This is a genomic window from Trinickia sp. Y13, from assembly GCF_029522115.1.
Lineage (GTDB): Bacteria > Pseudomonadota > Gammaproteobacteria > Burkholderiales > Burkholderiaceae > Trinickia.
Genome location: NZ_JAKWFK010000010.1, coordinates 168,658 through 188,003 on the forward strand (window position 1 = coordinate 168,658; position 19,346 = coordinate 188,003).

Consider the following 19,346-nt stretch of genomic DNA (forward strand, 5'->3'; position numbering starts at 1 on the left):
CCGTACTACCGTTGTCCATCTGCACCACCCTTCGTTTCGAGGAGTGATTTTCATGGTTCTTCGGTTACTCGCCGCATTGCCGTTCATCGGCATCTTGCTCGGCGTCCCATTCGTCAATCGCGTCGAGCCGCTCATCCTGGGCATGCCGCTCGTGCTCGCGTGGATCGTGTTCTGGGTCGTCATGAGCGCGCTCATCATGGCGCTCGTTTATCGGCTCGACCCGGCCAATCGCGTCGGCGCCGTACCTACAGAGGAGGCCGGCTCATGAATAGCGCGCTTCTCATCATCGTCGCCATTACGCTAGTTGCATTAGGGCTCGGGGTGCGAGCCCGCCGCGGCCACGACATGAACCTCGAGCAGTGGTCGGTCGGCGGACGCAGCTTCGGCACGGCTTTCGTGTTTCTGCTGATGGCAGGGGAAATCTATACGACGTTCACCTTCCTCGGCGGCAGCGGCTTCGCCTACGGCAAAGGCGCCGCAGCGTACTACATCCTCTCGTACGCAACGCTCGCCTACATCATTTCGTACTGGCTGTTGCCCCCGATCTGGCGCTATGCGAAATCGCATCGCTTGGTGTCGCAGCCGCACTTCCTGGCGAGCAAATACGCGAGCCCGTCGCTTGGCGTGCTGGTGGCGATCGTCGACGTCGTCGCGCTCGTGCCGTATCTCGTGCTGCAGTTCAAGGGCTTGGGCATCATCGTGGCGACGGCCTCTTATGGCGTCATCTCGCCTACCGCAGCCGTGTGGATCGGCGCGATCGTCGTCACGCTCTACGTGACGATATCGGGCGTGCGCGGCTCGGCCTGGAACTCCGTGGTGAAGGACCTGATGATCCTCGCGATCGTCATCTTCCTCGGCGTGTATTTGCCGATTCACTTCTACGGCGGCTTCGCGCCAATGTTCCACGCGATCGATACGGCCAAGCCCGGCTTCCTGACGTTCCCTGCGAAAGGATCTAGCGTGGCGTGGTTCCAGTCGACCGTGCTGCTGACTGCGCTCGGCTTCTTCATGTGGCCGCATACGTTCGGCTCGATCTTCACGGCGCGCGACGATCGGATCTTCAGGCGCAACGCGGCCGTGCTGCCGCTGTACCAATTGATTTTGCTGTTCGTGTTCTTCGTCGGCTTCGCGGCGTCGCTGAAGGTGCCCGGCCTGAAGGGCAGCAACATCGATTTGTCGTTGTTCCACCTGTCGCTGCAAGCATTCGACCCGTGGTTCATCGGCGTGATCGGTGCGGCCGGCGTGCTGACCGCGCTCGTGCCGGGTTCGATGATTCTGAACGCGGCCGCGACGCTGCTCGCCAATGACGTCTACCGTGGGGCGGTCAATCGCCAGGCTCCCGACACGACGGTCACGCAGCTCGCGCGCTTGCTCGTGCCCGTGATCGCGCTCGTCGCCGTCTTCTTCACGCTGCGCGGCGGCGAGACGATCGTCGCCTTGTTGTTGATGGGGTACAGCTTCGTCACGCAATTGTTCCCCGCCGTGCTGACGAGCCTCGCCGCGCGCAACTGGGTGACCAAGCAAGGCGCGTTCGCCGGCATCGTGGCGGGCGTGGCCGTGGTCGCCTACACGACGCTCACGCACGCTAGCATCGGCCAATGGTTCCCCTTCCTGCCCGATAAGATCAAAGACCTCAACATCGGGCTCGTCGCCCTTGCGTTGAACATCGTCGTGCTCGTGATCGTTAGTGCCGCGACGCAGCCGCGCGCCGCGGGACAATCGCAGGCTCGGACCTTCTGATGGCCGGCTAAGCCCGTGCGCCGTGCGTCAGTTCGGCGCACGGCGTTTGGCGCACCGTGCGGACTCGCTGACGCGGCGCGTCCCTCTCCCCCAAGCCCCCCCTCCGCCAAGACCCGCAGCCATTGCGCTCGGACCGGACGAGCGCGGACGCCACCCTTGCTCGAAGGCTCACCATCCTCTTGCAGAGATCGTCGCCAACGCTCGGCGGGCCTGCGTCGCGGCGCTCGCTTTTCACGAAGATGGCAGCCATTTATCGCCTCTTGTTCTAACGATATGGCCTTTTCTTCTAAGTAACGGTACGGCGCCAGCTTACAATCGCAGCCTTACTCGCCACGGCCCAGTCGCCACTTCGAACGCAGATGTCCCTGCCCCACATCAACCTTCTGTACTCCGCTTCCGGCCTCGGCGTCGGTTTTCTCGTCGGCTTGACGGGCGTGGGAGGCGGCTCGTTGATGACGCCGCTGCTCGTGCTGCTCTTCGGCGTGCATCCGGCCACGGCGGTCGGCACGGACTTGCTCTATGCGGCCGTGACGAAGGCGACGGGCACCCTCGTGCACGGGCTGAAGGGCTCGATCGATTGGCGCGTGACGGGCCGCCTCGCGTGCGGCAGCATACCGGCCGCCGCTGTGACGCTGTGGTTGCTGCAGCGTTACGGGATGCAATCGAAGGCGGCGCTATCGCTTATCCAACACGTGCTCGGCATTGCGTTGTTGATCACTTCGGTGGCGCTGATATTTCGCCCGCAACTGGCCGCGCTCGCCGCTCGTGCGCCGCGTCGCTCCGGCCCTGTGCGCACGGCGCTGCTCACTGCGTTGACGGGTGCGGTGCTCGGCGCGCTGGTCTCGTTGACCTCGGTCGGCGCCGGTGCCATTGGTGTGACCGTGCTGCTGCTGCTCTATCCGCTCTTGCCCACCTCGCGCATCGTCGGCTCCGACATCGCGCATGCCGTCCCGCTCGCACTCGTGGCCGGCATGGGCCATTGGCTGCTCGGCTCGGTCGATGTCGCCATGTTGATCTCGTTGCTGATCGGCTCGCTGCCGGGCATCGCGCTCGGCAGCCATCTGACTTCGCGCGCGCCCGAAGCGCTGCTGCGCAATTTGCTCGCCGCCATTCTCGTGTTGGTCGGCGCGCGGCTCGTTTGGGTGTAGCGGCTTCGAGGCGCGGTTACAACCGCGCCGCACCCCGAAGCGTTTGCCGCTACTGCTTTCCACTCCACCGTGTAGACGCCCGCGACGTTCGTGATCGACGGATCGTTGCCGCCTGCGTTGGACAAGATGAACGGACAGATGCCGGTATTGATCGACGTCGCGCGGCCGTCGTACTGACCGAGCGCCGTGCCCGGCACGAGCGTGCCGAAGAAGTTGCACAACGACACCCAGGCAGCCAACAACGGGCTACGATGCTTAGTAGTGCTCATTGATTTTTCGAAAAACTTATCGATGACCGCACACGGGCAACACCGGCGACGACAGCCTGGTCGGTCGGTGCTTCTACGGCTCGCGCCGCCCCCGCACCGTCAGCCGCGCAGACACTTCATCGACGAGCCCACGCAGCCAAGCCACGTCGTGCGGACGATCCGGCTGCGGATGCCAAAGTTGATAACACTTGATCCGTGGAAACGGAATCGGCGCATCGCGCACCGCGAGCGGCAACACGCGCGCGTAGTGCATCGCAAAGCGCCGCGTCGTCGTGAAGATCAGGTCCGAACGCAGCAACACCTGCGGCACGAGGCCGAAGTAAGGCAGCGTCGTCACCACCCGGCGCACGGCGCCCGCGCGTGCCAACCCGATCTCGATCGCATTGCGCCGGGCGCCGCTATAGGGCGTCGGCGCGAGATGCGCGGCCGCGAAATACGCATCGGGCGTGAGCGGCGCCTGCGCGAGCGGATGGTCGGCCCGCATCAGGCACACCACCGTATCGCTGAACAAATCGCTGCGCGCGAACCGCGCATCGGGCTTGGGCCAATTGCCGAGCACGAGATCGAGCTCCCCGCCGTCGAGCGCCGCCGAATGATCGAGCGTGGGATTGAGCGAATCGATCTCGAGCCGGGCATGCGGCGCCGCTTCCCGGAACCGCGCGATCAGCGTCGGCATGAAGAAGTCGTTCAAATAATCGGGCGCGGCGATCCGGAAGGTGCGACGCGTGAGCGCCGGATCGAAGTTGCCATGCGGCGTGGCAACGAAATCGACTTCGCGCAGCGTCCGCTGCACCGGCGCGAGCAGCGACTCCCCAAATTCGGTCGGCACCATGCCGGTCTTGCCGCGCACGAGAATCGGATCGCCGAGCGCTTCGCGCAACTTGCGCAGCGCCGTACTGATCGCGGGCTGCGTTTGGTTCAGGCGTAACGCGGCCTGCGTGACGCTGCGCTCGGTTAGCAGCGTGCGCAGGACCCGCAGCAACCAGATGTCGAGCGCATCGGCGGCACGCTCGGCATCCGGTGACGCTTCCCGACGGCCGGCGTCGCGGCGCGTCGGCAGCGTCACAGCGCGGCCCCGCTCGGCAGCGCGCTGATGCGCTTGACCTCGGGCGATTCGAGCCAACCGGGCGAACGCGCGCAGTACAGCACCATCGGCAACGCGTCTTCGCCCCAAAACAACTGCCGATGCAGCCGGAACGTCGGCACGCCGAATACGCCCAGCGCCACCGCATCGTCGAAATTGCGTTGCAGGCGCGCCTTCGTATCGGGATGCTCGATCAACCGTTCGCCGTGCGGCAAGTTCAACAGTTGGCACAGATCGGCGAAACCATCGGGCGTCGACGGGTCGCGCCCGTCGCGCCAAATGAAGCGAAAGATCGTGCAGACCGTGGGCACGTCGGCCTCGATCGCGGCGGCCAAGAGCAGCACCTTCGTCGAGTCGAACGGGTGGACGGGAGGCATTCGGAACGGAATGCCGAGTTGCTCCGCGCGAAAGAGCGCGTGCCGATAGACAAACAGTCGTTTTTGCGGCACCTCGTTCGCGGGGCGTTGCCCCCAATGCCGGTATAGCGCATAGACGGACACGGGCACCAGCGAAAACGGCATGCTGGGCCACTTGTCATGCTGCTCGAGCAGCAGGTACGAGAACGGCGACACGAAATCGTAGAACCAGAGCGGCGATGCCGCGTCGATCGGTTGGGTCATGAAGGTCTCCGGTGGGTCCGGTTGCGGCTCGCCGCGTCGAACGGCGGCCGCCCCGGCCGCCCTCTTCTGAAGCATCTTACGCGCCGCCCGCCTCCGTGTGCGTTTGCTCGTCGTACGCTTGGGCGAGCCGCGCACGCACGAAGCCGATATGTTCGCGCAGCACATAAAACTGGTCGGCATAGGCGAGCGGCATTTTCAGCCGGTTCACGGCGCCCTCGATCTCGCTCAGCTTGGCGCGCGAGGCAGCGCGCTCTTGCTCGGTCGCGTTCTCGTCTAACGCCGAGCGCTCGATCGCGATCAGCGCGCCGTACCACCGGTAAATGCGCGACTTCACGCGCCAAGCATAGAGCGACGGGATGAGCCGCGCGCCGGGAATCAGCACGACGACGATCGGCACGATCAGCACGATGAGCCGGTCGGCCAGGCTCGCGAGCCAGAACGGCAGCACCCGGTACAAGAAGCTTTTACCCGATTTGTAGTAGCGCGCGGCGTCGCTGCTGATGGGGAAATCGTGCATGACCGGCGATGGAAACTCGCCCGCGTTCTGCAAAAGATTGGCACGACCGTGGACTTCCTTCGCTGCTTCGACGAGCAGGTCGGAAAGCGCCGGATGCAACGAATCGCGCGCAACGAGCTCGGCCGTGGGCGCGACGGTATGCACGGACTCGGGCGGCAGGTTCTTGCCGAGGTCGAATGCACCCATCGGAAGTTCGATATCGGTCAGGTACGGGAAACGGCGAGCGTAGGCGCGCGCCTGAATGAAGGAGAACAGCCGGACGCCCGGCGTGCGCAACAGCCGCGCCATAACGGGAGGCTGCGCCGAATCGCCAGTCAAGAAAGCCGCGTCGATCTCGTGCGTCGTCAACGCATGGGCTGCGGCCTCCCCCGTCAGCGGCAACAACGTCGTCGCGCCACCGGGCTCGATGCCGTTCGCCTTCAAGAGCGCTAGCGCCAATGCTCGCGTGCCGCTGCCCTCGGGGCCGATCGCGACGCGCTTGCCGGCGAACGCCGATAAGCGCAGCCGCTTGGGCCCTTCGTAGAAGATCACGAGCGGCACGTAGGCGACGCTGCCGAGCGAGACGAGGTGCTCGGCGTCACCGCCCACGTCCGCCGTTTGGGATGCGCCGGACAGTGAGGCACCGGTGGGCGGCGCAGATGCGGCCGATGTCGAAGCCCCAACCGACTCGGCCGATGCGGGGCTCGCCGGCTGTGCGGCGTTGCTCGCCTGAGCGGCGCCCGAGCTTGCAGACGCAGGCGCCAGCGTCGCGAGCGTCACCCCGCTTTGCACGAACCCCACATCGATGGATGCGTTGGGATCGGACAGCCGCTCGAGGTTCTGAATCGATCCGGCCGAGGGCAGCACCTTCAGCTTGACGCCATTGCGCGCGAGGATGGCTTTGTAGCGCTCGGCCGCATTCCAGAACGAACTGCCGGGCGGGCCCGCCGTAATCGTCAGCGTATCGGGTGGCGCGGGCTGGATCAGGCGAATCGCAAGCCAGATCGCCGCGCCCGAAACGGCCACGATCGGCCCCATCGTCACGATGAGATCGCGCCAGGAAACGGCAATGACGCGCGCGACGAAACGTGGCGGGCGCGGCGAGCGCAGCATGCGCGACATACTCGGCATGCGCGGCAGCCGCGACTTGCGAGGGGGGCGCTGAGGATCGGACATCGTCAACGCTGACCGAATCCCGCGCCGAGAAATAGATCCTTGTACTCGCGCGGCTGCGAGCGCCAATACTGCTTCGGCGCGTGCACCTGCGCGCCGAGCCTAGCCGCCGCGTGCCAAGGCCAGCGTGGGTCGTAGAGCATCGCCCGCGCAAGCGACACGGCATCCGCTTCCCCTGCCTCGATGATCGCTTCGGCTTGCTCGGGATCGGTGATGAGGCCCACTGCGATCGTCGGCAGGCCCACCTCGGCCTTCACGCGCTGCGCATAGGGCACTTGATAGCCCGGCCCGAGCTTGATCGCTTGCTCGGGCGAGACGCCGCCCGTGGTCACATGAATGGCCGCGCAGCCACGCGCTTTCAGCGCCGTGGCCAGCGCGACGGTACCGTCGATGTCCCAGCCACCCGGCACCCAGTCCGTCGCAGAAATGCGCGCCCAGACGGGGCGCTCCGCAGGAAACACCGCGCGCACCGCTTCGAAGACTTCGATCGGAAAGCGCATGCGGTTTTCGAGGCTGCCGCCATACTCGTCATCGCGGCGATTGGCGATAGGCGACAAAAACTGATGCAGCAGATAGCCATGAGCCGCATGAATCTCGATACCGTCGATCCCAAGCCGCGCCGCACGCCGCGCAGCTGCCACGAAATCGTCGCGCACCTTGTGGAGCCCAGCCCGGTCGAGCATGACGGGCGCCTCTTCGTCCTTGGCATGCGGCACGGGCGAGGGTGCAACCGTCTTCCAGCCGAGCGGCTCGCTCGAGCGAACCTGCGCGCCGCCGTCCCATGGCGCGCGGCTCGATCCCTTGCGGCCCGCGTGGCCGAGTTGCACGGCAAGCGCGATCGGCGAGTACTTGCGCACGGCGGCAAGCACACGGGCCAGCGCGCTTTCGTTTTCATCGGAATAAAGCCCGAGGTCGCCGGCCGAGATGCGGCCCTCGGGCGAGACGGCCGTCGCCTCTAAGATCAAGAGGCCCGCGCCCGACAACGCGAGATGGCCGAGGTGAATCATGTGCCAATCGGTCGCAGAACCGCCTTCAGCCGAGTATTGGCACATTGGCGCGATGACGATGCGGTTGGCTAGCGCAAGGTTGCCGATGGACATCGGCTCGAATAAACGGCTCATGGCGGATTCCTCGATCGGTTGAGGCCCGCGACAGGCACGGGCGGGGCCGGTCGCGCACGATGCGGCCGTGCGCGCGGCGCATGCGCATGCGAGCCAGGCCCGCCCGCGCACTGCATCGCCGTGCAGCATAAGGGATACCGCCGGAAATTGCTGCTTTCGAGCGCCGCTTGCCGCCAACGAGCGGCACCAGGGCGAGCTAGGAACTAGGCGGATGCCGATACCGTGCAGGCCGCCGATGCCTTCGCCATGTGGGTGCGCACCTGCATCAATTGCGCACAAACGGCAACGGCGATCGACGCCGGCGCCTTGTCGGCGATCCCGGGCACGCCGATCGGGCAGATCATCCGTTGCAGCCGTTCGGGTTCGACGCCGCGTTCGATCAAACGCCGCTCGAACTTCACGCGCTTGGTCTTCGAGCCGATCATGCCGAAATAGGCGAAGTCGCGCCGGCGCATGATCCGCTCGGCCAGCGCAAGATCGAGCGCATGATTGTGCGTCATGACGAGGAAGCAACAGCCGGGGGGGGCGGCGTCGATGACGGCTTCGGGCGTATCGGTGGCTTCGACCTGGACGTTAGCAGGCACTTCTTCGGGGAAGCATTCGTCGCGCGCATCGATCCATTGAACGACGCACGGCAGCGCGGCGAGTTGTGCGACGAGCGCATGGCCCACGTGCCCGGCGCCGAACAGCACGATGTGTAGCGGCGGCGTGCGAGCGGCCGGCGGGCGCGGATTCATTTGACGGCTCCTACCCCTGCCGCAACGGCCGGCGTGTCGGCCGCACGCGGCGCGAGATCCCCGCGCGCCGCGCGCACGGCAGCGACGGCCTTCAGGATGGCTTCGCCCGTGGCCGGTGCGTTCAGCGGCGGATTGACCCGATAGTCCGCGACGCTCGCCACCGCATCGCGGATCGCGAAGAACACCGAGAAAGGCAACAGCAGCGGCGGCTCGCCCACGGCCTTCGAGCGGTGAATGCTCTCCTCCGCGTTGCGGTTGTCGAACAGCCGAACGCGTAGATCCGGCGGGCAATCGTTGACCGTGGGGATCTTGTAGGTCGAGGGGGCATGCGTCATCAGCTTGCCCTCCCCGTTCCACCAGAGTTCCTCGGTCGTCAGCCAGCCCATGCCCTGAATGAAAGCGCCTTCGACTTGGCCGATGTCGAGCGCCGGATTGAGCGAGGCCCCAACGTCGTGCAGCACGTCCGCGCGCAACACGCGCATTTCACCCGTCAACGTGTCGATGACCACTTCCGACACGGCCGCTCCATACGCGTAGTAGAAGAACGGGCGGCCTTGCAGTTTTTGTTGATCCCAGTAAAGCTTGGGCGTCGCATAGAACCCGTCGGACCACAACTGCACGCGCGCCAAATACGCCTGGGCGACGACCTCTTCGAACGCGATCGCGCGCTCGCCGACATGGACCGTGTCGTTCTCGAACACGACCTCGCTCGCTTCGATGCCCGCCGCTCCGAACCGCTGCGCCGCGAACGTCGCCAGCCGCTCGCGCAATTGGCGCGCGGCATCCTGCGCGGCCTTGCCGTTCAGATCCGAGCCCGTCGACGCCGCCGTAGCCGAGGTATTGGCCACTTTGCTCGTATCGGTCGCCGTCACGCGCACGCGTGCGAAGGCGATGCCCAGTTCGTGCGCGACGACCTGCGCCACCTTCGTGTTGAGCCCTTGGCCCATTTCGGTCCCGCCGTGATTGACGAGCACCGAGCCATCCGTATAGATGTGCACGAGCGCGCCGGCTTGATTGAGGTGGGTCACGTTGAACGCGATACCGAACTTAACCGGCGTCAGTGCAATCCCTTTCTTGAGCACCGCATTGCGCGCATTGAACTCGCGCACTTGCTCGCGCCGGCCGCGATAGTCGCTCGACGTTTCGAGCTCGTCGATGAGCTCGTGGATCACGTTGTCCTCGACCGTCTGCCCGTACGGCGTCACGTTGCGCTCGGTCTTGCCGTACAGGTTGCGCCGGCGCACATCGAGCGGATCGAGTTTCAGCGAACGGGCGATGTTGTCGATGATGTATTCGATCGCAAACGCACCCTGCGGCCCGCCGAAGCCGCGGAACGCCGTGTTCGACTGCGTATTCGTCTTGCCGCAGAAGCCTTCGATCGCGACATCGGGCAACCAATAGGCGTTGTCGAAGTGGCAGACCGCGCGCGTCATAACCGGGCCCGACAAGTCGGCCGAGAACCCGCAACGCGATGTCATATCGACCGAGACGCCTTCGATCGCGCCGTCGTCGCCATATCCCACTTCGTACCGGTAGTGGAAATCGTGGCGCTTGCCCGTGATCAGCATGTCGTCGTCTCGGTCGGGGCGCAGCTTGACCGGACACATCAGCTTCCATGCAGCCAGCGCCGCGCAGCATGCGAATAGCGCCGATTGCGATTCCTTGCCGCCGAAGCCGCCGCCCATGCGCCGGCATTCGATCACGACCTGATGCGAGGCAAGCCCAAGCACTTGCGCGACGTGGTGTTGCATCTCCGAGGGGTGCTGGGTCGAGCACCAGACATGCATGCCGTCATCGTCCTTCGGCACCGCATACGCAATCTGCCCTTCCAGGTAAAACTGCTCCTGGCCGCCCAGCAGCAGTTCGCCCGCGTCGCGATGCGGCGAACGGGCGATCTTCGTCGCAGGCTCGCCGCGGGCGAGCTTCATCGGCGGCAGCACGGACTGATTGGCCGCGCGCGCCGCTTGCGCGGTCAGCACCGCCGGCAAATCCTCGAATTGGACCTTGGCACGGCGCGCGGCCAGGCGCGCGCCGTCGTGCGAAGTCGCCACGACGAGGAACATCGGCTGGCCGACGTATTGCACGACGCCATTGGCAAGGATCGGATCGTCATGCAAGATCGGCCCGCAATCGTTGGTGCCGGGGATATCTTCTGCCGTGAAAACGGCAACGACGCCGGGCGTCGCCCGCACCGCATCCAGATCGAGCGACACGATCTTCGCGTGGGGCTTGGCAGATAAGCCCAGCGCGGCGTGCAGCGTGCCCGCCACGAGCGGTATGTCGTCCGTGTAGGTGGCGCGGCCGCTCACATGCAGGTGCGCGGATTCGTGCGGCCGTGAAACATGCACTTGGCCCGGCGCGGCGCCTGCGCGTTGGCGTTCGCCTTCGGGTGCGCCAGGGGCCAACTCGGTCATAAACGGTTCGGCTTGCTGATTCATCGCTCGTCTCGATCTATCGTGTCTCGATCTATCTATCTCGTTCTCGCTTCGCTTTCGTACAGGTCGCGCGACGGTTCAATCGACGCTTCCTGGGTTCGAAGCCGTGCGCTCGTACGTTGCCGGGCGCGGTCGCTTCCTACGCCGGCGTCGGAAGATCGACCATCCGCACATTCAACGCTTCGGGTGGCAGCGGATCGTGCGGCCGCGTCTCGAGCCAGAAGCGATAGAGCAGGTTCTGTGCGGTCTGCAGCCGGTATTCGTCGGTGGCGCGCATATCGGTGAGCGGCGCGTAGTCGCGCGCGAGCGCTTGCATGGCGGCTTGCGCCGTCGCTTCGTGCCACGCCGCATCGGTCAACACGCTTTCGGCATGAGCGGCCCGCTTGGGCGTTGCCGCCATGCCGCCGAAGGCGACGCGCGGCGAGCGGATCGTGTCGCCGTCCGCGATGAAGGAAAACGCGGCGCAGACGGCCGAGATATCCGAATCGAAGCGCTTGGAGATCTTGTAGGTGCGAAACTGCAGCGCCGCGCGCGCGCCGGTTCGCGCCGGCACTTTCAGCGCGAGGACGAATTCGTGCTCGGCCATGTCCTTCTTTTGATAACCGAGGTAGAGGTCCTCCAGCGGCAATTCGCGCTCGGTCTCGCCACCGCGCAGCACGACGCGCGCGCTCAGCGCGATCAGGCCCGGCATCGAATCGCCGATCGGCGATCCGTTTGCGACATTGCCGCCCAAGGTGCCCGCATTGCGGATCGGCAGCGATGCGAAGCGCTTCCACATTTCCGTGAGTTCCGGATAGTGGCGCGCGAGTTCCGCATAGGCGCGCTCGACGCTGACGCCCGCGCCAATTTCGATCCAGTCGTCGGACACAGAGATCCGCTGCAACTCGGCGATACGGCCTACGTAGACGATGTCGCCGAGCGCGCGCATCTGCTTGGTGACCCACAAGCCGATGTCGGTGCTGCCGGCGAGCACCCTCGCCGCCGGCCGCTCGGCCTTGATGGCGGCGAGCGCATCAACCGTGCGCGGCGCATCGAATGCGGCGCCGTCGTGCTCGTAGTGGAAAGTGTCGTCGCGCTCGAGCGCAGCCAACGCCCGCTCCACGGCGGCGACGTCGATCGGCGTGCGGGGCGGCGGTAATTCGAACATCCGTTCGGCGGCATCGACGATGGGCCGGTAGCCGGTGCAGCGGCATAGGTTCCCGGTGAGCGCGTCGGCGATATCCTCACGCGAGGGCGCGCAGCAAGCGGTTGTCCTTCCGGTTGCCGCCCCCTTCGCCGCGCCGTCTTCCGCGCCATGGTTGCGATAAAGCGCCCACATCGACATGACGAAGCCAGGCGTGCAAAAACCGCATTGCGAGCCGTGGCAATCCACCATGGCTTGCTGCACCGGATGCAGAGAACCGTCGCTCTGGCGCAGATCTTCCACCGTGAAAAGCGCTTTGCCGTCGAGCGTCGGCAGAAATTGGATGCAGGCATTCACGGGCGAGAACCGCACGCCGCCGGCCTCGTCGCGCTCGGCGACGACCACCGTGCAAGCGCCGCAATCGCCTTCAGCGCAGCCCTCCTTCGTCCCAGTGCAGTGCGCGTCCTCGCGCAGGTATTGCAAGACCGTGCGTGTCACGGCCGCGTCGCCGACTTCGCGGATGGCATTGCGGTGATAGAAACGGATCGGTTGGCTCATGGTTGTCAGCGGAATAATCGAAAAACGCGCGGTTTCATCGTGCGATCCAAAGCTATCACTGCCAATATAGCCAACCCATAGGCGGCGTGACATGCCGCTCATATTCTTGCGCCGATATGCCGATGACGTCAGCGTTCGTACTCGGCGATGCGGCACTGCACAGAAACCGGTTCCATGAGACAATGCCAAGCTATTTCACATAGTCAGCCGCACTTCAACTGGCGTTTTCCCTGGTGTAGTGTTCGGTCTTTGCCTGCCTGAAGCCCCATGTCTGCCGCCTCGCCCGCCTTATCTGATCGCGCCGCCACGGCTCGAATCGTTCCCGTCGTATTTTTCACGTTCGTTTGCTACCTGATCATCGGATTGCCGCTGCCCGTGCTGCCCGGCTTCGTGCAAAGTCAGCTCGGTCTGGGCTCGGTGCTGGCCGGCGCGGCGGTGAGCGTGCAGTATGCGGCGACGCTGTTCTCGCGTGCGCACGCGGGCCGCTTCTCGGACACGCTCGGCCCCAAACGCACGGTCGGGATCGGGCTGCTCGCCTGCGGCGTCAGCGGCGCGTTGTTGGCCGCTGCCGTCGCCTGCCGCGCCTGGCCCGCGGTGAGCCTGTGCGTCTTGGTGGCGAGCCGCCTCGTGCTCGGTTTCGGCGAGAGCTGCGTCGGCACGGGGGCGATTTTGTGGGGCATCGGCCGCGTCGGCGCCACGCACAACGCGCGCGTCATTTCCTGGAACGGCATCGCCACCTACGGCGCGCTGGCGATCGGCGCGCCCGTGGGCGCTACGCTCGCCCATTCGCTCGGACCTTGGGCGCTTGGCGCCACGACCATCGCGCTTGCCGCCTTCGGCTATTGGCTCGCGCGCCGGCTCGATGCCGTGCCGCTCGTTCACGGCGAACGCATGGGCTATGCGAGCGTGTTAGTGCGCGTGCTGCCGCACGGCGTCGGCCTGGCGCTCGGCACGGCCGGGTTCGGGTCCATCGCGACCTTCATCGCGCTGTATTATGCGGCGCGCGGCTGGCCGCATGCCGCGCTGGCGCTTACGCTGTTCGGCGGTTTCTTTGTCGGCGCGCGGCTGCTGTTCGCTAATGCCATCCGCAGCTACGGCGGCTTTCGGGTTGCGCTCGTCTCGTTCATGTTTGAATGCGCGGGCCTTCTGACGCTCTGGCTCGCGCCCACGCCTGGCGCTGCGCTCGTGGGCGCGGCCGTGACCGGCTTCGGCTTCGCGCTCGTTTTTCCCTCGCTCGGCGTGGAAGCGGTCGAGCTCGTGCCGCCGGCCAGCCGCGGCGCGGCGCTCGCCGCGTACTCGGTGTTCTTCGATCTGTCGCTCGGCATCATGGGGCCGCTAGCGGGCTATGTCGCCGGTGCGTTCGGCTATCCCTCCGTGTTCTTGGTCGCGGCGATCGCGGCTGCCGCCGCGGCGTTGTTGTCGGTCAGTCTGTACTTGCGCCAGACGCGCAGCCGGCCGCCGCTCGCGCGACGTGGGGCGCTCGATGCGGGGTGAGGCGCGACGCCTGGCGAGGTCAAGGCGGGGCGCAACCGCTCGGGCGCGAGCCTCACTGGAGCGAATTTGCAGGCAGCATTTTCCTACTTGGTCAGCCCTGCAAAATTCGATATGAGCAGCGAAGGGTTGTTTGAAGCCAGGCGTGAAGCGGATGCGAGGAGCGTGTGATAGGTTGTTCGCGAGTATGTCGGCGGGGAGCAAAGCGGCGAACGCAAAAAAGCCCTTCAGGCCCAGGCGGGCAATGGCGCGCAGCAGCCAGCGCAGGTTGTAGTGGGCCGCGCACAGCACGGCATGCACTGCGTCACCTGTTTTTCCTTTGAGCCAGCAGCGGCGCATGCCGTGATCGTGCTTCACATGCCCGATGATCGGTTCGATGGCCTGCCGGCGTTTGAGCCAGCGCCGCTGCTTGTTCGAAAGCGTCTTGCTCTTGCCGCGATGCACGAGTTGCACCGGTGCAATGTCGGCGTCCACACTGCGATATCCGAGATCGGTCAGCACCGTCTTCACGCGCGCTTCGCCTTGCACCTCTTGCAGCAGGATCGAGGTCTGTTCCAATTGTTCGGCCAGAACATGGCCGTCGTACGGATTGCCTGGAAACGCCCGTGCGCCGACGATCAGTCCATGCCGCTCGGTGATCCCCAGGCTCACCTTGACGCCAAACTCATACGGCTGGCGCGCTTTGCCCTTGCCAATACACTCGGCCTCGGGCGCGTGCAACGCGTAGAGCTTGCTCTTGTCCTTCGGGCGTTGACAGCAGAAGCGCCACGCCCGCTCTATCCAAACCTGCAACGACGTTTGCTGTTCGTGCGGGAGTTCGGGCAATAGGAAATCCTCCGCGCCGCAATTACGCTCACTTGGGCCTATTTTCTTGGCACGCAATGAAGAAGATCTCTACGGTTGTCAGCAACATCCTATTTTTTCGTTTTATAAAGATCAAAGCCATATTCTGTAACTGCTGAGACATCACACACCGCGCACCTACCGCTCTGAACTCGACGTCGAGCACGCATTCATTCTTAGGAAAATGCGTCGACGTGCGTCCATTGTCGACGGACGGCTCCACGCCCTTTAGTTGCCCCTTGATATATGAGAAAATTGGATGATCGAATCCTGTCACATTTTCGAAGAGAACTTTATGATCTCCAAAAACGCTCATCAGCCAATCTATTTTTTCGGCCGCAGTCCTCCCACCGCGCTGAAGTGCAACACCATCGACAACGTTCGTTTGCAATTCAAATCTAGACGGATCGGCATAATTATTGAATTCAATCTTATCTGGAAATGAAGCAAAAAACCTCTGCTTGATCTCTGAAACATCACTAGCCGACAAACAGTCAGACACAGGAATAGCATATGCGTTGGTGTATCCGAAAATAGCAGCGGCGCTCAAAGCGAGCAATAGGATTTTATATAGATTAGCGCGTGCCATGACCTTTCGCATCCTTAATGTGATGAGCCTTGTTCAAGTCGGCTGCCGATGCTTCGGGCAGCGAGCCCCCCTTGGCGATCTCCTGTTGCGCGAACGGCAAGTACGTCTTAGGCACGTAATAGCCATGTATCTCCGATGGCTTGAACTCCGCAAAATCGATCGTCCCTCCGAAGGACCCGCCACCGCCCTGATTCCCACCCAATACCACAATGTTTTTGGATTAACGCCGCACACGAACATAACGTGGTCCGATGAACAATTTCGCGCAGTTTCAAATTTGGCACAGACTTTCAATCTTTCCGACATCGCGCTTCACCCCGGGCTCACCGACCCACGCCTCACAGTCGAATGAATGAGAAGTAGGGGCGAATATCACGACTAGCAATCGCGAGTCATTCATATTCACTTCGGTGAACCCTAATGGTCGCGCTCGTCATGCCATCGCGACAACGCGCTTATGTTTCTCCCTTTCGATTCTCACCGGAAGGGCCACCATCACAAAATATATGCGTACGAAGAGGCTTGCAAACCACAATGATACGGGCATACCCAGCGCAGCAGCGAACACCAAGACCCCATCACCACCAAGACTGGAGGACAGAATTCTATTCATCACCAGACCGAAAGGCGCGATACCATACGCAATATACATAAGCACCCTTGGAAAGGGGGATTTTTGCTGACACAACACATCAAATGTCCGCATGCCGTCTTTCAAACGAAAAACTATATTATCTTCGCTTTCGACGAACATTTTATTCACGAACGACGTCGCCGCGATCGTCTGCTGCACGCTTCGGTATGTGCCCCAAACCCACCAGACCGAAAGCGCTCCACCGCACATCACGCCCGTCCACCTGAAATATGCGCTTATCGATGAAAATATAAAGAAATAGAAATATGCAAACACGCCAAAGAAATAATAAATTGCAGAAACGCTAATCGACAAAATGAGCCCACAAGCCAACAACGCATTGCTTCCACGGGATCTCACATAAACAAAGAAAAGCGAGAAGCAGCAAACAGCAGCTACCGCAAGGCCGATCTGCCATGATAATCCAGATGCCCCCTGCACGTCGGCATAAGCGAGATATGAAATTCCTGCGCCAAGAAGCGGAAACATCAAGCATACAGGAATTGCTTTTTTCACCGTAACCGAAACCTGATCCGTATTAAATCCCAATGCTGTGCGCACAACTCCCCCAGGCAAGCTTGCCGAATTTAGGTTAATCCGCGAACATTAGCGAATACGATTCGCAGTCTTTTTTCGCAGCTTTCTGCAAATATTCTGCCGAATGCTCCGACGATTCGCCAATCGCTCTAACAAAAGCAATTCCGTGGGCGGTACCATCGATCTTCTTATCAAGCAAATCAATATCGTAACCTACGAGAGCTGCAACACCGAGTGTGCCAATTACGATAGCCGATACCGGCACCATGAACGACCCCGCCAATAGCGCAACCGCCGCTCCAACAACAGCTGACGCGATCGCGGCACTTATGCCCGCCTTTAGAAAATCAATTCCGAGCTTCCCTAGCAAATCGGCAAAATCTTTGCTCCGCTTCCCATCGGGTCCTATCTGTTCGTAATCGCGCGGCCACTCCGCAGCGTCGAGGGTCATAGTAAATATCAATGCGATTAACCCGGCCTTCTTTGCCACACCTCTGATTCCCTCCCACGCCGCGGCCGTAACCCACTCGACGCTACCGGCCCAACTGGCAATTGTCAGCACTTTTTGGTGCTTAACGCCATAGCGGGCGGCCGTTATCAATCTACGCGATCGCGGATTCCCTGTGAATACGACATACCAGCGCTCGCCAGCATTCTTGTGGACTATCTTCATCAAACGGAATCGTTCAGACCACAGTTCTTTAATCCACGCCTTGTTGTCGTTGAGGAATGCTGCCGTACCCGGGTAGTCCCCCCGCTTTTAACGCGAGTCGGAAGTAGAGACTATGCCGCGGCCATGAGCCGCTGTTTCGGCGTCATGCCGCCAAGGCCCATGTTAGGGCGCTCGTGATTGTATTGCCACATCCATTCGGTCGCGAAGTGCTGCACGTGCGCGAGGTCGTCCCAGTAGTACTGCGATAGCCATTCGTAGCGCACCGTTCGATTGAATCGCTCCACGTAGGCGTTTTGCTGCGGCTTGCCCGGCTGGATGTAGTTCAACGCGATGCCGTGCCTGGCGGCCCATTGCGTGATTGCGTCGCTCAAGTACTCCGGGCCGTTATCGCACCGTATCGCCATCGGCTTTCCCCGCCAGCCGATGATCTGCTGCAGGGCCCGGATGACACGCGCCGAGGGTAGCGAGAAGTCGATCTCGATGCCCAACGCTTCGCGGTTAAAGTCGTCGATCACGTTGAACAGCCGGATACTGCGGCCGTCTTTCAACCGGTCGTGCATGAAGTCGATCGACCGCGTACTTGCTCACGAAAACACCTCGATCTGCGCAACCCACGCTCAACGAAGTATTGCGCTTGGTCGCACGCCTTGGCGGTTTCCTCGCTCGCAAGGGCGACCGCGAATCCGGCGCTGAGACGATTTGGAAGGGACTCACGAAAGTTCATATCGCCGCGGAAACCATGCGCCTATTGCGCGACGACAGTGACGCCGACACTGCATAACCACACGGGCATTGCGTGCTGAACGGCCGACAGGACGGACGTTACGCATGAAAACGGCGCTCCGGCGCGAGCCTCACTGGAGCGAATTTACACGCAGCATTTTCCTACTTTCTATCATTAATCTTTTGATACACGCCTCCATTAAACTCATAAATAGATGACACAGGGTGCCCAGCGGTTCCACCACCAATCTTTATATCCCGCATTCCATATTTCGCGGCCTTCAAGACGCTGACCGAGTATCCGCCCGCGCTAAGCACAATAGAACTGGCTCGCCCTGACATCCGCACTAACCAGATCGGACCGAGCGCGGCGCCCCATCCGCAAGCATTAGCAGTCGTCAGGAAATAGGCAGTCACCGTTTGCGTATCAGATAGGTCAATTTTTTTGCCGACAATTTCACAAGAATAATCCTAGAAGGAGTCATACGATTTATCGTTTGACACTACCAACGAGATCGCGTCGCTTAATTTATGCAACCCCTCGTCCTCAATCGTGACAGCTCGCGCGCCGCCCGACAGACAGAAAATCGCGCCGAGTCCCAGCAACATCCATACAAAGTTTTTCTTCATTGACTTTACTCGAGCAAATCGTCACAAATATTATTCAAATATAAATCAAATTTCGGCATAACTTCCACCTCAGAGATACCTCGTCCGCCGTATGCCAAGCTAGGTCCGTCATGATGGAACGCATAGATCATTACATACATTTCCCTGCCGAAGTACCGTCGCTGCGACAACTTTTTATTCTCCAAGTAATGTTTAACCAATGCAACCGCCCCATCTTTAGCATCGAATCGCTGGGCGTCTGTAGTTATGCCATAGGTCCGCGCAGTAGCATCGACAAACTGCCCCAGTCCGGACGCGGAGGTCGTGCCCGCCGCAGCATCCGGGTTGTATCCTGATTCGACGCGGGCTATGGCAAGCACCATAGCGAGATCATTCTTATCTAGACCATTACTTCTCGCTGCGTCGACGAGTATATCTATTACGGCCCTCTGCACATCTGGACTAGCATCTCCGTGGCGCCGACTGTTCCCAGCCAATCGCCCGGGCGAATGATCGATTGGAGTTTTGTAGTGACTCTTATCTATGATCTGATCATCACGATAGGCGGGGCCTCGTGTCGCATACATTACTTCGTATTTGATGCAATCGCAGCGTTTAACAAAATTCCCCACCAACCCCACCGGATGAAAATGATAAACCGCCGGATCGGCAGGCAACCCAGCAACTCCATGCACCTTATCCCACCATCGCAGCTTCTCTATCCGCTCGAGCTCGGCCTGCCA

At 62.3% G+C, this 19,346-nt stretch carries 16 protein-coding genes and 3 pseudogenes; 5 read left to right on the plus strand and 14 right to left on the minus strand.

The window, feature by feature from the left end; genetic code table 11:
- Positions 1-52: 52 nt before the first annotated feature.
- The 3 genes from MMB74_RS18940 to MMB74_RS18950 all read left to right on the plus strand — a co-directional run bounded on the left by MMB74_RS18940 (position 53) and on the right by MMB74_RS18950 (position 2,888).
- Positions 53-268 carry a DUF3311 domain-containing protein gene (locus MMB74_RS18940; protein WP_277430194.1) on the plus strand — a complete coding sequence of 72 codons (216 nt, stop codon included), beginning with the start codon at positions 53-55 and terminating at the stop codon, positions 266-268.
- The gene (locus MMB74_RS18945; RefSeq protein ID WP_277430195.1) at positions 265-1,740 is read left to right on the plus strand and encodes a sodium:solute symporter; all 1,476 of its coding nucleotides are present in this window, start codon (positions 265-267) and stop codon (positions 1,738-1,740) included. The genes MMB74_RS18940 and MMB74_RS18945 overlap by 4 nt, the downstream gene beginning before the upstream one ends.
- A gap of 359 nt (positions 1,741-2,099) precedes the next feature.
- A complete protein-coding gene (locus MMB74_RS18950) occupies positions 2,100-2,888 on the plus strand; it encodes a sulfite exporter TauE/SafE family protein (RefSeq protein ID WP_277430196.1) in 789 nt (262 codons plus the stop codon).
- A 342-nt stretch (positions 2,889-3,230) separates the two neighbouring features.
- Here MMB74_RS18950 and MMB74_RS18955 read toward each other — a convergent pair whose 3' ends face one another.
- The 7 genes from MMB74_RS18955 to xdhA all read right to left on the minus strand — a co-directional run bounded on the left by MMB74_RS18955 (position 3,231) and on the right by xdhA (position 12,504).
- Positions 3,231-4,145, minus strand: coding sequence for a LysR family transcriptional regulator (locus MMB74_RS18955; protein ID WP_277430223.1), 915 nt, complete (start codon positions 4,143-4,145; stop codon positions 3,231-3,233).
- Between the two features lie 74 nt (positions 4,146-4,219).
- The gene (locus MMB74_RS18960; protein WP_277430197.1) at positions 4,220-4,861 is read right to left on the minus strand and encodes a DsbA family protein; all 642 of its coding nucleotides are present in this window, start codon (positions 4,859-4,861) and stop codon (positions 4,220-4,222) included.
- Positions 4,862-4,937: 76 nt separating this feature from the next.
- Positions 4,938-6,479, minus strand: a complete 1,542-nt coding sequence (locus tag MMB74_RS18965; protein WP_277430224.1) for a TAXI family TRAP transporter solute-binding subunit — start codon at positions 6,477-6,479, stop codon at positions 4,938-4,940.
- Between the two features lie 56 nt (positions 6,480-6,535).
- Positions 6,536-7,651 carry an NADH:flavin oxidoreductase/NADH oxidase gene (locus tag MMB74_RS18970; RefSeq protein WP_277430198.1) on the minus strand — a complete coding sequence of 372 codons (1,116 nt, stop codon included), beginning with the start codon at positions 7,649-7,651 and terminating at the stop codon, positions 6,536-6,538.
- Positions 7,652-7,854: 203 nt separating this feature from the next.
- Positions 7,855-8,388, minus strand: coding sequence for a xanthine dehydrogenase accessory protein XdhC (gene xdhC / locus MMB74_RS18975; RefSeq protein ID WP_277430199.1), 534 nt, complete (start codon positions 8,386-8,388; stop codon positions 7,855-7,857).
- Positions 8,385-10,826 (minus strand): xanthine dehydrogenase molybdopterin binding subunit, encoded by a 2,442-nt coding sequence (gene xdhB / locus MMB74_RS18980; RefSeq protein ID WP_277430200.1) that lies wholly within the window; start codon positions 10,824-10,826, stop codon positions 8,385-8,387. Before xdhB ends, xdhC begins: the two co-directional genes overlap by 4 nt.
- Before the next feature lie 136 nt (positions 10,827-10,962).
- Positions 10,963-12,504, minus strand: coding sequence for a xanthine dehydrogenase small subunit (gene xdhA, locus MMB74_RS18985; RefSeq protein ID WP_277430201.1), 1,542 nt, complete (start codon positions 12,502-12,504; stop codon positions 10,963-10,965).
- Between the two features lie 267 nt (positions 12,505-12,771).
- Between xdhA and MMB74_RS18990 the strand changes: the two genes are divergently transcribed.
- Positions 12,772-13,998 (plus strand): MFS transporter, encoded by a 1,227-nt coding sequence (locus MMB74_RS18990; RefSeq protein ID WP_277430202.1) that lies wholly within the window; start codon positions 12,772-12,774, stop codon positions 13,996-13,998.
- Between the two features lie 237 nt (positions 13,999-14,235).
- Here MMB74_RS18990 and MMB74_RS18995 read toward each other — a convergent pair.
- The 6 genes and pseudogenes from MMB74_RS18995 to MMB74_RS19020 form a co-directional block, all read right to left on the minus strand.
- A pseudogene (locus MMB74_RS18995) lies at positions 14,236-14,787 on the minus strand (transposase); the annotation flags it as partial.
- Between the two features lie 61 nt (positions 14,788-14,848).
- The gene (locus MMB74_RS19000) at positions 14,849-15,427 is read right to left on the minus strand and encodes a hypothetical protein (RefSeq protein ID WP_277430203.1); all 579 of its coding nucleotides are present in this window, start codon (positions 15,425-15,427) and stop codon (positions 14,849-14,851) included.
- Positions 15,414-15,542, minus strand: a complete 129-nt coding sequence (locus MMB74_RS19005; protein WP_277430204.1) for a hypothetical protein — start codon at positions 15,540-15,542, stop codon at positions 15,414-15,416. Before MMB74_RS19005 ends, MMB74_RS19000 begins: the two co-directional genes overlap by 14 nt.
- 318 nt (positions 15,543-15,860) lie before the next feature.
- Positions 15,861-16,577, minus strand: a complete 717-nt coding sequence (locus MMB74_RS19010; RefSeq protein WP_277430205.1) for a hypothetical protein — start codon at positions 16,575-16,577, stop codon at positions 15,861-15,863.
- 76 nt (positions 16,578-16,653) lie between these two features.
- Positions 16,654-17,271: a hypothetical protein gene (locus tag MMB74_RS19015; protein ID WP_277430206.1), complete on the minus strand. Its 618-nt coding sequence runs from the start codon at positions 17,269-17,271 to the stop codon at positions 16,654-16,656.
- Positions 17,272-17,381: 110 nt separating this feature from the next.
- A pseudogene (locus MMB74_RS19020) lies at positions 17,382-17,843 on the minus strand (integrase core domain-containing protein); the annotation flags it as partial.
- A 2-nt stretch (positions 17,844-17,845) separates the two neighbouring features.
- On the opposite strand from MMB74_RS19020, the pseudogene MMB74_RS19025 reads away from it, so the two are divergent.
- Positions 17,846-18,052: pseudogene (locus MMB74_RS19025) on the plus strand (IS4 family transposase); the annotation flags it as partial.
- A gap of 577 nt (positions 18,053-18,629) precedes the next feature.
- Here the strand turns inward: MMB74_RS19025 and MMB74_RS19030 are convergent.
- Positions 18,630-19,346: lytic transglycosylase domain-containing protein (locus MMB74_RS19030; protein ID WP_277430207.1), on the minus strand; the 717-nt coding region annotated here is incomplete at its 5' end.